Below are 15,692 nucleotides of genomic sequence, written 5' to 3' on the forward strand. Positions count from 1 at the left end.
ATATTTATCTGTATTTTAATTATTTATGAGAAATACTATCTCTCGAAGAGTTTGCGATTTTTTAAAAAAATATCCTCCTTTTGATATTATTGACGAAAACAAATTACTCAATTTATCGAAAGAAGTTGTTGTCATTTACTTAGAAAAAGGAAAAATTCTTTTCAAAGAACACGAAGACGCTCACGAGTTTCTGTACATCGTTAAGGAAGGAGCGATTGAGATGAGACAAACGGTAAATGATAATTCCGAAATGGTAGATATTTGCGATGAAGGTGATGTTTTCGGGGTCAGACCTATGATTACAAACACACCTTATTTGATGACTGCCGTTGCTCAGGAAGAATCCATCATTTACGGAATTCCAGCAAATGAATTTCGTCCACTTATTGAAAATGATACAAAAATAGGACTATACTTAATTGAAATTTTTGCTTCAAAAACAAGAAATCCGTATTCGGTTGATTACACAAAATTTTTGTATCAGAATTTTGACCGAAATATGCTTCAAAAGGATTTTTTTGAGCTACAACCAGCAGTTTATGTTCGTAAAGTAGTGAGAACCAATCCAGAAGAAAATATTCAACAAGCAGCGTTTCTGATGACCGAGAAGCGTGTTAGTAGCATCGTCATAGTTGATTCGGAAAAGAAACCTTTAGGCATTGTTACCGACAAAGATTTGCGAAAACAAATTGCAACAGGCTGTTTTTCATTAGATATGAAAGTGTCGCAAGTGATGAGTAGTCCCGTTAAAACTTATCCCAAAAAAATGACGATAGCCCAAGCCCAATTTGAAATGATTAAAAACAATATTAATCACCTGATAATCACGGAAGACGGGACAGACAAAACCTCTGTTTGTGGCATAATGACGCAACACGATATTGAAACGGTAAAAGGCGATAGTATCCCAGAATTGATGAAAGCCGTGAAGCGTTCAAAAAAATCAAAACACTTAAAACGCATCCGAAAGCAATCACTTAACTTATTGAAAGGATACGTATTACAAAATATTCCTTTAGGATTAATTACTGATTCATTTCATCAGCTGTTTGAAGCTATCATTTCCAAAGCTATTGAAATATGCATCAAGCGAATGCCCACTCCCCCACCCGTTCGGTTTGCTTGGGTTAGTTTGGGTAGCCACGCCCGAAAAGAGCAATTCTTAGTAACCGACCAAGATAATGCAATTGTTTTTGAGAATGTTACAGAAGAAAATTATGAAAAAACACAGCAATATTTTCTGCAATTAGCCGACAAAATCAACACAATGCTGAATAAAATTGGGTACGATTACTGCCCTGCGGATATGATGGCAAGAAATCCTAATTGGTGTTTGAGTTTGGAAAAATGGGAAGAGCAGTTCCAAAAATGGATTTCTGATGCAAACGACGCTGATCTTCTGATGTTTTCTATCTTTTACGATATGGCTTTTTCTTTTGGAGAGCCTACTTTGGTAGAAAAACTAAGTGAAAAAGTATTTGAACTCACACAAAGCAACGAACGTTTTATGGCTTTGCTTGCTAAAAGTGCGTTGGAAAATCCTTCTCCCCTCGGATTCTTCAGAAATTTTATCGTTGAACACGATGGAAAATACAAAGACCAATTTGATTTGAAAGCCAGAGCTCTGACAACAATCAGTGATAGTGCAAGATTACTTTCTCTTTCTTACAAAATTAAAGGAGTTACGAATACTTCCGAACGATTTGAGAAATTAGCAGAACTTGAACCTCAAAATAAGGATATTTATTTGGCAAGTGCTTACGCAGCAAAAGCACTTTTAAAGTTCCGCATAAAAAGTGGCTTGAAAAATGACAACAGCGGTAGATATCTTGATCTCAATAGTTTAAGTAAAGAAGAAAAAACAAAATTAAAACGTTGTTTCAAAGCTATTGCGGGAGTGCAGGAATTGATAAAACTAAGATTTAAAGTAAGCCTTACCTACGTTTAAAATTACTAAAAATTGATATCCTAAAAAACAAAAGAGAGAAAACATCAGCTTTCTCTCTTTTTTAGTTTAATATAAATTTGTGTATTATGAACGTTCTTATTTTAGGGAGAATTCTGTTTCTCCTACAGATTTTAATTTATCATCAAAAACAACAACTTTGTATGTTCCTTTTTCAAATCTGTCACCTGATTTTGCAACAAAATCACAAACATCAATGTTTTTATTTTCGTAGATAAATTTAGTTACCACGCTGTAATTCACAGTATTATTTCCTACTGAAGTTGTTCCGTTTTCTCCTAAAGTAACACCACTAGGATCTACTAACTGTACGTAGAAGTATCTTGTTCCTGACTTAGCAATTCTGTTTGCTGTAACTGTGAAACACACACGGATTTTGTCCGCAGCTTTTGATCTGCTCGTTCCAACTAACTTACCACTTGAACGTTCTTTAACAGCTTCAGTAGTCAATTTGTTGATTTGTAGCTCTTCACCGCTTTCAACCACTTGTCTGAGTTTCGTGTTTTGTTGTACCAATGAATCAGCATACGAAACCGTTGTTTGCAAAGCTCCCGCAACGCTGTCACGTTCCTGACGAATCAACGCATTCGACCTTCTTAGTGAATCATTAATAGCCAACAAACGCTCACGCTCTTTGGTTAAGGTAAAAACTTGATTTCTGTACTTGGTTAAGGCTGCCATTGAAACCTTCATCGTTTTTAAAGAATCGATGTACATACTTACCTTGTTACGAGCATCAATAAGTTCCTGATTAGTAGTCTTGTTCTCCTCTACAGCTTTATCATAGCTGGTTTTCAAAGCACTTAACTCCTTAATTATCTGCTCTTTCTGCTCATTCAATTCAATCTCATTTTTATCCTTTTGCTCACGGAGTGAATAGGCGTGATACCCCACAAAACCTGTTGTGATTGCCAAGATTCCTATCAAAACTTTGGAAACTATTCCACCTCCTTTTCTAGGTTCATTTCCGTAACCCTCTTCAAATGTAAATTCTTCTTTTTGAGAAGAATTGTCAAATTTTTCTGAATTTATCATAGCTTTTTTCTTTTTGTTTGCTGGGCAAATATATATAAAACTTTGATATTCTCATAATTTTTTATGTTTTTTTGCATTTTTATCTCATATTTCATAATTTTAAAACTCTTCTAATTTTCTTTTACTCAATTATTTATGAAATAAATATATTTATCTGTGTTTTTTCACTTCAATTCAGAAAGAAAATATATTACAAAAATCCTCTCTATTTTTACAAAAACGGAGTACTTTTGCAACAAATTTCATCATATGTTAGTTAGGTATTGTGCCATCATTTTCGGTTGTTTAGCCTTGGGAGAGCTATTTATTTTTCTTACCAAAATACAATTTCCCTCAAGCATCATTGGTATGTTCTTTTTGACTTTTTTTCTGCAAATGGGATGGATTAAATTACATTGGGTTAAAGCCATTTCGGACTTATTATTAGCCAATTTAGGGCTTTTTTTCGTTCCTCCCGGCGTAGCTATTTTGGTGCATTTTGACCTGATAGCTGCCAATTTTTGGTCAATTGCTGTTACCGTTATTATTACTACAATTATAGTAATTGTTGTCACAGGACATAGTTATCAATTTTTACGAAAGAAGATAAAAAAATAATGAATTCATTTTTAGAAAATCCTTTACTGCTATTAGGGCTTACTTTTGCTGTTTATTACCTAACTCAAATGCTTCAAAAGAAGTACAAATCTGCTTTATTAAGTCCGGTTTTGGTGACAACTGCTGTTCTTATTGGATATTTATCTATTTTTAATATCTCTCATAGCAAATACGAAGAAGCTGGAGTTTTTATCGAATTCTGGTTGAAACCTTCTATTGTTGCACTTGGCGTGCCACTATACTTACAGATTTCAAAAATCAAAAAGCAATTGATTCCGTTGCTTGTTTGTCAATTTATTGGCAGTTTGGCTGGGATTTTTTCAGTATGTTTAGTAGCAAAATTATTTGGAGCAGACAAAGAAATCATATTGTCATTGGTTCCCAAATCAGTAACAACCCCCATTGCAATTGAAATTTCAGAAGTAATTGGAGGAATCACTCCTCTTACGGTGGCTTCCGTGATAATCACTGGAGTACTTGGAAGCGTTTTCGGATTCAAAATCCTTGATTTTTTCAGAGTCAAAAGCCCTATGGGCAGAGGAATTGCTATCGGAACCGCTTCCCACGGATTGGGCGTAATGGCAGCCTTCGGGCTTAGTGAAAAACACGCCGTTTATGCCAGTTTAGGAATGATACTTAATGGTGTATTTACCGCTATCTTAGCACCTCCAATAATTCAATTAATTGAACCTTGGCTATAAAAAAAGCCTTGCTAATCGCAAGGCTTTTTGTTTTTTATAGATAACTTCTATTCTGCAAAAGCGTGTCTGTATTTATTAACTTTGTTCCAAGCTCCGCGAGTGAAATCAGGAATTTCAACAGGAGCACTTCCGTTTTCCAAAGAAAGTTTTGAAAGAGGAACCAAGCAAGACCATTCAGCCAAATCATACACGTCCATATCTAACGGAAGTCCGTTTCTTAAACAATATACAAGTCGGTAATCCATAATGAAATCCATTCCTCCGTGTCCTCCTACTTGTTTGGCTTTTTCTTCCAATTCAATGTGAATTCGGTGTTTGTATTTCTTCATCAGAGCTTCTTTCACTGCTTTCGGAACAAATCCGTGAGAGCTTAAATTCTCGTGATTAGGAACATCGTCTTTCGAAATATTTTCAGGTTCTACTGTGTACCCTTCTGTTGGATATTTATTTGCAAATCCTTTTGTTCCGGTAAGTTGATACATACGTGAATAAGGACGAGGAGTCATTACATTATGCTGAATTTGCATTGTTTTGCCTTTTTCGGTCTTAATCATCGTCATTGTGTGGTCTCCATTTTGGAAATTATCTCCGTTTTTACCTGTAATTTTTTCATACAAATTTTTCCCTTTGAAAGGCTTTGTATCAAAAGAAACCAAGTAATTCATTTTATCACCTCGGTGAATATCAAGTGCTTGACAAGCAGGACCCATACCGTGTGTTGGATACACATCTCCGCGATGTTTAGCATTATAGTCCAATCTCCAATTATTCCAATATGCTTTCCAGAAATCATCTAAACTATGAATATACGAACCCTCTGCGTGAATGATTTCACCAAATAATCCTTGTTGAGCCATATTTAATGAAGTTAATTCGAAATAATCGTACACACAGTTTTCAAGCATCATACAATGCAAACGTTTTTTTTCTGCCATATCAATCAATGACCAAATTTCATCCATAGTCATTGCTCCCGGCACTTCAATTGCTACGTGTTTGCCTTTTTCCATAGCATATAATGCCATAGGAACGTGTGATTTCCAATCAGTTACAATATACACTAAATCAACATCATCTCGCTCACAAAGTGCTTTCCAAGCGTCTTCCGAGCCACTATAAGTTGCTGCTTTTTCAGCACCTGCTTTTTCTAAAATTGCTTGAGCTTTCTCAACTCTTTCCGGACGAATATCACAAAGAGCAGTAACTTTGGCTCCCGGAATATGTGTAAAACGCTGTACAGCACCCGGTCCGCGCATTCCCAGCCCTATAAATCCTACACGAACGGTTTCTAATTTTGGAGTTACTAAATTCACTACATCTTTCTGACCAGCAGCACGTTTTGGCGTAGGAACCTTAATGTGCTGATACATCATTGTTTTTTCGGCGGTGGGAGTGCTGGCTTTTTGTACAGAATTGCAAGCCACAAAACTCAAGCACAACATCCCTCCTAAAAGTACTTGGTTAATTTTTCTTAACATATTATTATGTATTTAGAGGTTAATTACAAAATTCCGAGCAAAGGTATTGATTTTAGGATTAATTAAAAAATATTTTTTACAATTTTTGTAGAAAAATATTTTCACCAAACAACCTATGATATATCAATGATTATTTTTCGAATTCTTACAAAAAAATAAAAAATAAAACATTGATTTACAAACATCTATAATAAATAATAAGAACTTCCTACATTACAAAAGGTACTTCCTAACTTTAATTTCCTGAATGCAAACATTAAAATCTGAAATACTTTTTATAAATTTGCAACTTTGACAAAATTACGAGAATAGCAATTTTACGAGATTAATAAAAAATGAGTAAAAACTTAACAAAACGCGGAGAAGATTATTCAAAATGGTATAATGAATTAGTAGTAAAAGCCGAATTAGCAGAAAATTCCGGAGTGCGTGGCTGTATGGTAATCAAGCCTTACGGATATGCAATTTGGGAAAAAATGCAGGCAGAACTTGACCGAATGTTCAAGGAAACAGGTCACGTAAATGCTTATTTTCCGCTTTTCGTACCAAGAAGTTTTTTTGAAGCAGAAGAAAAAAACGCCGAAGGATTTGCCAAAGAATGTGCCGTTGTAACACATTATCGCTTAAAAGCTGACCCTAACGAAAAAGGGAAATTAATGGTTGACCCCGAAGCGAAATTAGAAGATGAATTGGTGGTACGTCCTACATCGGAGGCTATCATTTGGAATACATATAAAAACTGGATTCAATCGTATCGAGATTTGCCAATCCTCATTAATCAATGGGCAAACGTTGTACGCTGGGAAATGCGTACTCGCTTGTTCTTACGTACTGCTGAATTTTTATGGCAAGAAGGACACACAGCACACGCTACCAAAGCCGAAGCTATTGAAGAAGCAGAAAAAATGATGAACGTATATGCCGAATTTGCTGAAAATTTTATGTGCGTACCCGTTATAAAAGGTTTTAAAACCGAATCGGAGCGTTTTGCCGGAGCCGATGAAACTTACTGTATCGAAGCTTTAATGCAAGACGGAAAAGCCTTACAAGCAGGAACTTCGCACTTCTTAGGACAAAATTTTGCCAAAGCTTTTGACGTAAAATTTGCTTCAAAAGAAGGAACTCTTGATTATGTTTGGGCAACCTCTTGGGGAGTTTCAACACGATTGATGGGAGCTTTAATTATGACTCACAGCGACGATAACGGATTAGTACTTCCTCCGAAATTAGCTCCTATTCAAATAGTTATCATCCCTATTTATAAAGGAGAAGAGCAATTGGAAGCCGTAAGACAAAGAGTGTTACCTTTGATGGACGAACTGAAAAAACGAGGTATTTCAGTAAAATTTGATGATCGCGACACTCAAAAACCGGGATTCAAATTCAATGAATATGAGCTTAAAGGTGTTCCTGTGCGTTTGGCGGTAGGGCAACGTGATTTGGAAAACAATACGTTTGAAGTAGCTCGTCGCGATACACTAACCAAAGAAACTATTTCAGGTGATGCAATTGTAGCACATATCGAAAAGTTATTAACTGATATTCAAGAAAATATCTACAAAAAAGCTTTGGATTACCGAAATTCTCATATTACGGAAGTCAATTCATACGATGAATTCAAAGAAGTTCTGGAAACCAAAGGAGGATTCATTTCTGCTCATTGGGACGGAACTCCTGAAACCGAAGCCACAATTCAAGAGGAAACCAAAGCCACCATTCGTTGTATCCCTTTGGACGCAAAAGAAGAACAGGGAGTTTGTATTTTCTCAGGAAAACCTTCTACCAAACGAGTTTTATTTGCTAAGGCATATTAATCAAAAAAATTTGAACCATATGATGAGATTTGAAATTACATAATTTTTCAAATCTCATTTTTTTGTTTCAGGAGGATAAAAAAATTATCAAAAAACTATTTTATGTCTGCCAAATTTAATAACTTTGTAGAGTTTTAAAAACTTGAGAAAATTGTTTAATAACATAAAAATAGAATAAAATGAGTTACAGAATTGAAAAAGACACAATGGGCGAAGTGAAAGTTCCTGCTGATAAATATTGGGGAGCTCAAACTGAGCGTTCACGTAACAATTTTAAAATTGGAGCTCCTGCTTCAATGCCAATCGAAATCGTACGAGGGTTTGCTTATCTGAAAAAAGCAGCTGCTTATGCCAACTGTGATTTGGGCGTGCTTTCAACCGAAAAAAGAGATGCTATTGCACAAGTTTGTGATGAAATTTTGGCTGGAAAGTTGGACGACCAATTTCCGCTTGTAATTTGGCAAACAGGTTCAGGAACACAATCAAATATGAACGTTAATGAAGTGATTGCCAACCGTGCTCAGGTACTTGCCGGCGGAAAAATAGGCGAAGGAGAGCCCGTTCTGAAAGCCAACGATGATGTAAATAAATCACAATCTTCAAATGATACGTTCCCAACAGGAATGCACATCGCTTGCTACAAAATGGTGGTTGAAAAAACAATCCCGGGAGTAGAACAACTTCGTAATACACTAAAAGCCAAAGCAGAAGCTTTCAAAGATGTAGTGAAAATCGGACGTACGCACCTTATGGACGCTACGCCACTTACTTTGGGACAAGAAATTTCAGGTTATGCAGCTCAGTTGGATTACGGCTTGAAAGCCTTGAAAAACACCTTGACTCACTTGTCGGAATTGGCGTTGGGCGGAACTGCCGTAGGAACAGGACTTAACACCCCAAAAGGATACGATGTGAAAGTTGCCGAGTACATCGCTAAGTTTACAGGGCATCCGTTTGTTACCGCTCCAAACAAATTTGAAGCATTGGCTTCACACGATGCTATTGTGGAGGCTCACGGAGCTTTAAAACAATTAGCAGTTTCATTGAATAAAATTGCAAACGACATTCGTATGTTGGCTTCTGGTCCGCGTTCAGGAATTGGAGAAATTTTAATCCCTGAAAACGAACCAGGTAGTTCAATTATGCCAGGAAAAGTGAATCCTACACAGTGTGAAGCACTTACAATGGTTGCCGCACAAGTTATGGGGAACGATGTGGCTATTTCCGTTGGAGGAGCTCAAGGTCACTACGAGTTGAATGTATTCAAACCATTGATGGCTTCCAATTTCTTGCGTTCGGCAGAATTATTAGGAGATGCTTGCGTTTCGTTTGACGAACACTGTGCTCAAGGTATCGAACCTAACTACAAGCGTATCAAAGAATTGGTTGATAATTCACTGATGTTGGTTACAGCATTAAACACTAAAATCGGATATTACAAAGCTGCCGAAATTGCTCAAACAGCTCACAGAAACGGAACTACATTAAAAGAAGAAGCCGTTAGATTGGGTTACGTAACTCCTGAGGATTTTGACGCTTGGGTAAAACCTGAAGATATGGTAGGAAGTTTAAAATAAATTTTTCACAAAGAAAAAGGCTGTTTTAAAAACAGCCTTTTTTTATTTTTCTATTTTTGAGATTATTATCTTTTCTACTTCAGAAATTTGATTTTGAATATTTTCTGTTTCAATTTTTATTGGTTTGTGAACATAAAAGCTGATTTTATTTCCAATTCCTACAGGAAAAGAGCCATATTTCAAAATTTTCCAAGAATTATTTATGGTAATTGGCACTACGTAACCATCTGGCATATTTTTCATAATAGCCTCCAATCCTTTAGTTTTGAATGGTTTAGGAGTATTTCCTCTGCTTCGGGTTCCTTCCGGAAAAATAAGTCCCGCATCTTTATTCTTTTGTAACGACCTTCCAAATTCTTCTAACTGAGGAATTGCATCTTGGGGTCTGCTACGGTCAATCAAAACAGAGCCGTTATGTCTCAAATTGATAGTAATACTTGGGGTACCGTTGCCTAATTCCTTTTTTCCCACAAAACGAATGCTATACTTTCTCAAATACCAAATAAGAGGAGGAATATCATAAACACTTTGATGGTTTGCAGCAAAAATTAAGGGAATATTTTCAGGAATAGAAGTTTCAAAACTGAATTTCACCCGATTTCCTGTAATTAACAAAGATTTAATAAGCAATATATTCAGAAAATCAACTACTTTTTTATGCGTTTTTCTTCCTAAAAAGTGAATAGAAATCCATTGTAAAGGATGAAAAATCAATAACAAAGAACTCAAAACAACATAGTGAAGTATGCTCAGAGGATATGCGAGTATTTTCATTAGATATTTCGTATGATTAAAAATTTTGCCAAAGTTCACACTTTGGCAAATTAAAATATTTTAGCAAAATTCATCGTAAGCTTGCTGAAGATTTTCTGCGATTGTTTCTGCATATCTTCCTTCAATGTGATGACGCTCAAGCATATGCACTAACTCACCGTCTTTAAAAAGAGCTATACTTGGAGACGAAGGAGGAAAAGGAAGCATAAAATGACGAGCCTCCTCAGTGGCTTCCCTGTCAACACCTGCAAACACAGTTGTTAAATAATCCGGTTTTTTTGCATTTTGAAGGCTCATAATTGCCGCAGGACGAGCATTTCTGGCAGCACATCCGCAAACCGAATTTACAACAACTAAGGTCGTACCTTGCTTCTTAATTGCCTCTTGCACAGCATCAACTGTTTTTAATTCTTGAAAACCAACGGCTGTTAGTTCTTCTATCATAGGTTTTACCAATTCTGGTGGATACATAATATTTTGCATTTTAGTTAAGTGGCAAAGATAGAAAAAAATAATTAACGAATAATAAAATGAGATTAAAAAACAAAATCAAAATAATACTTTTAATATTCAGAAGATTATTTTTCATCATAAAAGCCTGAAAATTTGGAATTTCGAAAAAAAAATGTAACTTTGAAACCTATAAATACATATTTTCTTAAATAAGAACTAAATTTTTGAGCATATGGCTAAATACGTAACCGCAGAAGAGGCTCTGAAAGTAGTAAAGAGCAATGATTTTATATACATACAAGGAGGTGCAGCAGTTCCAACACATTTGGTAGATGCGTTAGTGGCAAAAGCCTCTGATTTAAGAAATGTAACCATCGGACATATTCACGTTGAGGGAGATGCTCCGTATGCTGACCCAAAATATAAGGATAATTTTTTCGTAAATTCTTTCTTTCTGTCAAAAAATGTCCGACACGTAATTTCAGCCGGAAATGGGACTTATACGCCTGTTTTTTTGAGTGATGTACCTCTCTTGTTCGACAGAAAACATATATCTGTTGATGTGGCTTTGATTCAAGTTTCGCCTCCTGATAAGAACGGATGTTGCTCAATGGGTGTTTCTGTAGAGGCTTGTAAGGCGGCTGTACGAAATGCGAAATACGTTATAGCTCAGGTAAATAAGCACACGCCTCGTATTTTCGGAGACGGAATGCTTCACATAAGCGAAATTGATTATCTGGTTGAATACGACAGACCTTTATTTTCTGTAAATGCTATCATTACTAACGAAACGGAAAATCAGATAGGGCGACACATCGCAGGATTAATCGAAGACGGAAGCACAATACAATTAGGAATTGGAAGCATTCCCGATGCAACACTCTCGCAAATGTCACATTTGAAAAATTTAGGCGTTCACACAGAATTACTTACTGATGGAGTTTTGGATTTAATCAAAAAAGGCGTCGTAAATGGTTCGCAAAAAGGAATTGATAAAGGAAAAATTGTTGCTTCTTTTATGATGGGGTCACAAGAATTTTATGAATTTGTTGATGATAATCCGTTTGTAGAACTCAGAGAATGCTCTTACACGAATGAGGTATCAGTAATACGGCAAAATCCAAAAATGATTTCTATCAACTCAGCCATTGAAGTTGATTTAACGGGGCAAGTTTGTGCGGATTCCATTGGAACTCAGATGTATTCCGGAGTTGGCGGTCAAGTTGATTTTGTGAGAGGAGCTTCACTAAGTGAGGGGGGAAAATCCATCATCGCCCTTCCATCCGTGACCAAAAGAGGCGAAAGCAAAATAGTTCCCTTCTTAAAAAAAGGAGGAGGAGTTGTTACAACCCGTTCGCACGTTCAGTATGTAGTTACGGAATATGGTGTGGCTCAATTACATAGCAAGAATATTCATCAACGAATCAAATCAATGATTGATATTGCTCACCCTGACCACAGAGAGAACTTAGAAAGGCAATTTTTTGAAGAATTTCGCAAAAAGTAGAATTTATTTTTCTATTTTTGGCATAAAATTGAATTAAAAATGGGAATACAAGAAGTTATTGCATACGTTTTAGTCCTGATTGCTGTTTTTTTTCTGGTGAAGAAGTTTTTTTTAACAAATAAAAAGAAAAAATCTTGCGGAAAAGACGACAATCAGTGTAAATGTGGATAAAAATAAAAAGAGTATTGCATAACAATACTCTTTTTTATTTTATGAGCCTGACAAATATTCAGTATAAAATCTATTTCACAACCATTCCGTTGGCAATACTTTCATTATCAGGATTCAAGAAGACAAATTTCCCTTCTGAATTTTCAGTCATCAGAATCATTCCGTGACTTTCAACTCCTCTCAATTTTCGCGGAGCAAGATTTGCTAAAACAGTAACTTGCTTTCCTACAATATCTTGCGGATTGAAACTTTCTGCAATTCCTGAAACTATGGTTCGTACATCGATTCCTGTATCTACCTTCAAAACAAGTAATTTATCTGCTTTTGGCATTTTTTCAGCTTCCAGAATTGTACCGATACGAATATCCATTTTCATAAAATCGTCATACGAAATCAACTCTTTTTGAGTTTCTACTGACATTTTTTCTTCTTTTTTGTTTTCAATTTTAGTATTTTCCAATCTTATAAGTTGTTTTTCGATGGCTTCATCTTCTATTTTTTGGAAAAGAAGCTCTGATTTTCCGATAACGTGACCACTTGGAAGAATTTTATCGCATTTTTCTACATCATTCCACTGTATTTTTGCTTTTAAATCATCAAATTGAAGCATTTTCTTCAATTTTTCGGAAGTAAAAGGCAATAAAGGTTCACTAAGTATTGCTAACGCTCCCGCAATTTGCAAAGCCACATACATTTGTGTTTTTACGCGTTCAGGATTTTCTTTGATGAGCTTCCAAGGTTCCTCATCAGCCAAATATTTGTTCCCGAGGCGAGCCAAATTCATCAATTCTTGTGAAGCTTCACGGAATCGGTAACGTTCTATTGAATTGGAAATCAGCTCAGGAAAAGCTTTCATCAAAGCCAATGTTTGCAAATCTGTTTCAGTAAATTCGTTAGGTTCAGGAGTGATTCCGTTGTAATATTTATGAGTCAAAACCGTAACCCGATTGATAAAATTTCCAAAAATGGCTACCAATTCATTATTATTTCGAGCTTGAAAATCTTTCCAAGTGAAGTCATTATCTTTGGTTTCAGGAGCATTGGCTGTCAAAACATATCGCAACACATCTTGCTGATTAGGAAAATCTTGCAAATATTCGTGTAACCAAACCGCCCAATTTTTGGATGTAGATAATTTATCTCCCTCCAAGTTCAAAAATTCATTGGCGGGAACGTTATCGGGTAAAATGTAACTTCCTTCGGCTTTAAGCATCGACGGAAATATAATGCAGTGAAACACAATGTTATCCTTACCGATAAAGTGAACCAATTTTGTATCTTTATCTTTCCAATAAGGCTCCCAATCTTTGCCCTCACGCTCAGCCCATTCAATTGTTGATGAAATATATCCGATGGGAGCATCAAACCAAACGTAAAGCACCTTTCCGTCAGCACCTTCAACTGGAACAGGAATTCCCCAATCCAAATCACGCGTAACGGCACGAGGCTTAAGTTCATCATCAAGCCACGATTTTACTTGACCATAAACATTTGGTTTCCAATCTTTTTTATGTCCTTCTAAAATCCATTCTTCAATAAATTTTTGATAACGGTTCAAAGGTAAAAACCAATGTTTGGTTTCTTTAAGTGTGGGTTTGGTTCCCGTAATGGTTGATTTTGGGTTTATTAAGTCGGTGGCATTCAATGACGTTCCGCATTTTTCGCATTGGTCTCCGTAAGCCTCTGTATTTGAGCACTTAGGGCAAGTTCCGGTAACGAAACGATCTGCCAAAAATTGCTGAGCTTGTTCGTCATACAATTGCTCGGAAACTTCTTCAATAAAATCGCCTTGTTCGTACAATTTTCTGAAAAAATCGGAAGCCGTTTTATGATGAATAGGAAGCGAAGTTCGTGAATAATTATCAAACGAAATTCCAAAATCTTCAAAGGATTTTTTGATGATGTTGTGATATTTATCGATGATTTCCTGTGGCGTAACTCCTTCTTTTTTAGCTTTGATAGAAATAGCAACACCGTGTTCGTCACTTCCGCAAATAAAAGCTACATCGTTGTTTTTCAATCGCTGATAACGAGCATAAATATCCGAAGGCACATAAACTCCCGCTAAGTGACCGATGTGTATAGGTCCGTTGGTATAAGGCAAAGCTGCCGTAATGGTATATCTTTTTGACATTTTTTAGAAAAATAAATAGGTTGCAAAGATAAGGTCTTCTTCGGAAATTTGAAAGTTATAAAAGTTGTTTTCCTTTTCAAAAATGAATAATTCCAAACTCGGTAAACTATTTCATCAGACAAACATTTTTCAAAAACAAAATAATATATTAATAATCAAAAACATAAGAACAATAAACAACTTTTTTTTCTGTTTTGTTTGATCTGCGTAATGAGATAGACTTCAACAAATTTTCGCTCATAAAAAATTATTATCTAAAAAAAATGAATTTTTAATTTGAAATATAAGCTGATAAACATTGTTTGGCACAAATATTGTGCTTTAAAATATGAAGATTCACAATGAAAAAAATCTTCCTAACATTACATCACTCCAAAGTATTGAGAAGATGTTTGAAGAATTAATTAAATTTTTAGAATTAAAAATTATTTAGCTATGAAAACGAATAACAAACTCAAAAGAAATGTGGCAAAATTTTTAGGTATATTCGCATTACCTGCCTTACTTGCCTCCTGTGGGTCGTACTATGCTTATTACAGCGACGGAATTTACGGCGAAGTTCCTCCTGAGAGAGTGACTGTGGTTGAGCATTACGATAGTTACCCTTCAAGAAATGTTCCTGCTCCGCGAAATAAATATAGGGATTATTTCAGAGAAAAAGCAGAACAATACGGCAACACCGAAGAAAGTTTCACACACTTTACCGATGTAGATGCCTATACTTCTGATTTTTACACTAATCCGGAAAGAAAAGCTTATGCCGGATGGGGAAGCAATCCTACTCAGGTAACTGTAAATGTATATGATAACCATTGGAATTATCCATATTATGGTGGATATAATTCATATTGGGGTTACGGAGCTTGGTATCCTTATGACAATTATTACGGATATGGTTCGTATTATCCTCATTACAGAAATCGCTTAAATTGGGGATTTTCAATAGGTTGGGGAGGTTACTACAATCCTTATTGGAATTGGTATGACCGCTACGGATATGGATATTATGGCAGAGGTTATTATCCTCATTACGGATACGGCTATTATCCTCACTACTATGGTGGAAGATATTATTCCAGAGATTATTACTATTCTCCTAATAATTCGTATAATCGTGGGTACAACAACAATTATTATGACAGAAGAGGACGTGCAATAGTAAGAGATAATTCACGAAGAGGTGATGCAAATCGTTATTATAACTACGAAAATTCAAGAAACGCACGAGGGCATTACAATCGTGAAACAGCTCCTTCGGGAAGATATGAAAATCGTTCCGGAAATTATAGTAATCGCAATAACAATAACTATAATAACTCAAGAAATGACTTGCCTACACGAGGTTATGAAAACCGAAATTATAACAACTCTTCAAGAAGTTATGAAAGTAATTCTTCAAGAGGACACGATAATTCAGGCAGCAGAAATTCAGGAAGCTCCGGAAGTGGAGGAAGCCATCGAAGCTCTAACCGAAGATAATATCAA

Annotated in this window: 12 protein-coding genes; 7 read left to right on the forward strand and 5 right to left on the reverse strand. The window is 35.8% G+C overall.

Annotated features, from left to right (window positions below):
• Window positions 1-25: 25 nt before the first annotated feature.
• Entirely contained in the window at window positions 26-1,948 is a 1,923-nt protein-coding gene (locus CGC58_RS00700; protein ID WP_095894658.1) for a DUF294 nucleotidyltransferase-like domain-containing protein, read from the forward strand.
• A 96-nt stretch (window positions 1,949-2,044) separates the two neighbouring features.
• Here the strand turns inward: CGC58_RS00700 and CGC58_RS00705 are convergent, their stop codons facing one another.
• On the reverse strand, window positions 2,045-3,001 hold the full coding sequence (locus CGC58_RS00705; RefSeq protein ID WP_095894659.1) for a hypothetical protein: 957 nt from the start codon (window positions 2,999-3,001) through the stop codon (window positions 2,045-2,047).
• A 249-nt stretch (window positions 3,002-3,250) separates the two neighbouring features.
• Here CGC58_RS00705 and CGC58_RS00710 point away from each other — a divergent pair, with 249 nt between their 5' ends.
• Window positions 3,251-3,598 (forward strand): CidA/LrgA family protein, encoded by a 348-nt coding sequence (locus CGC58_RS00710; protein ID WP_095894660.1) that lies wholly within the window; start codon window positions 3,251-3,253, stop codon window positions 3,596-3,598.
• The gene (locus tag CGC58_RS00715; RefSeq protein ID WP_095894661.1) at window positions 3,598-4,299 is read left to right on the forward strand and encodes an LrgB family protein; all 702 of its coding nucleotides are present in this window, start codon (window positions 3,598-3,600) and stop codon (window positions 4,297-4,299) included. The genes CGC58_RS00710 and CGC58_RS00715 overlap by 1 nt, the downstream gene beginning before the upstream one ends.
• 47 nt (window positions 4,300-4,346) lie before the next feature.
• On the opposite strand, the gene CGC58_RS00720 is transcribed toward CGC58_RS00715, so the two are convergent.
• Window positions 4,347-5,777, reverse strand: coding sequence for a Gfo/Idh/MocA family protein (locus CGC58_RS00720; RefSeq protein ID WP_095894662.1), 1,431 nt, complete (start codon window positions 5,775-5,777; stop codon window positions 4,347-4,349).
• Window positions 5,778-6,112: 335 nt separating this feature from the next.
• Here CGC58_RS00720 and proS point away from each other — a divergent pair, with 335 nt between their 5' ends.
• Both proS and fumC read left to right on the forward strand, forming a co-directional pair.
• A complete protein-coding gene (gene proS / locus CGC58_RS00725; RefSeq protein ID WP_095894663.1) occupies window positions 6,113-7,591 on the forward strand; it encodes a proline--tRNA ligase in 1,479 nt (492 codons plus the stop codon).
• A 179-nt stretch (window positions 7,592-7,770) separates the two neighbouring features.
• On the forward strand, window positions 7,771-9,168 hold the full coding sequence (fumC, locus tag CGC58_RS00730; RefSeq protein WP_095894664.1) for a class II fumarate hydratase: 1,398 nt from the start codon (window positions 7,771-7,773) through the stop codon (window positions 9,166-9,168).
• Window positions 9,169-9,210: 42 nt separating this feature from the next.
• Here the strand turns inward: fumC and CGC58_RS00735 are convergent, their stop codons facing one another.
• Together CGC58_RS00735 and CGC58_RS00740 are read right to left on the reverse strand one after the other, a co-directional pair.
• Window positions 9,211-9,942, reverse strand: a complete 732-nt coding sequence (locus CGC58_RS00735; protein WP_095894665.1) for a lysophospholipid acyltransferase family protein — start codon at window positions 9,940-9,942, stop codon at window positions 9,211-9,213.
• Between the two features lie 60 nt (window positions 9,943-10,002).
• Entirely contained in the window at window positions 10,003-10,413 is a 411-nt protein-coding gene (locus CGC58_RS00740) for a BrxA/BrxB family bacilliredoxin (RefSeq protein WP_095897048.1), read from the reverse strand.
• 214 nt (window positions 10,414-10,627) lie between these two features.
• Between CGC58_RS00740 and CGC58_RS00745 the strand changes: the two genes are divergently transcribed.
• Complete coding sequence (locus CGC58_RS00745; protein ID WP_095894666.1) at window positions 10,628-11,902, forward strand: acetyl-CoA hydrolase/transferase family protein; 1,275 nt, start codon at window positions 10,628-10,630, stop codon at window positions 11,900-11,902.
• A 241-nt stretch (window positions 11,903-12,143) separates the two neighbouring features.
• Here CGC58_RS00745 and metG read toward each other — a convergent pair whose 3' ends face one another.
• Entirely contained in the window at window positions 12,144-14,207 is a 2,064-nt protein-coding gene (gene metG / locus CGC58_RS00755) for a methionine--tRNA ligase (RefSeq protein ID WP_095894668.1), read from the reverse strand.
• A gap of 435 nt (window positions 14,208-14,642) precedes the next feature.
• Here metG and CGC58_RS00760 point away from each other — a divergent pair, with 435 nt between their 5' ends.
• Window positions 14,643-15,686, forward strand: a complete 1,044-nt coding sequence (locus CGC58_RS00760; protein ID WP_095894669.1) for a hypothetical protein — start codon at window positions 14,643-14,645, stop codon at window positions 15,684-15,686.
• The last annotated feature ends 6 nt before the right edge of the window (window positions 15,687-15,692 follow it).

Origin of the sequence: Capnocytophaga stomatis, from assembly GCF_002302635.1 — a bacterium.
GTDB classification, from domain to species: domain Bacteria; phylum Bacteroidota; class Bacteroidia; order Flavobacteriales; family Flavobacteriaceae; genus Capnocytophaga; species Capnocytophaga stomatis.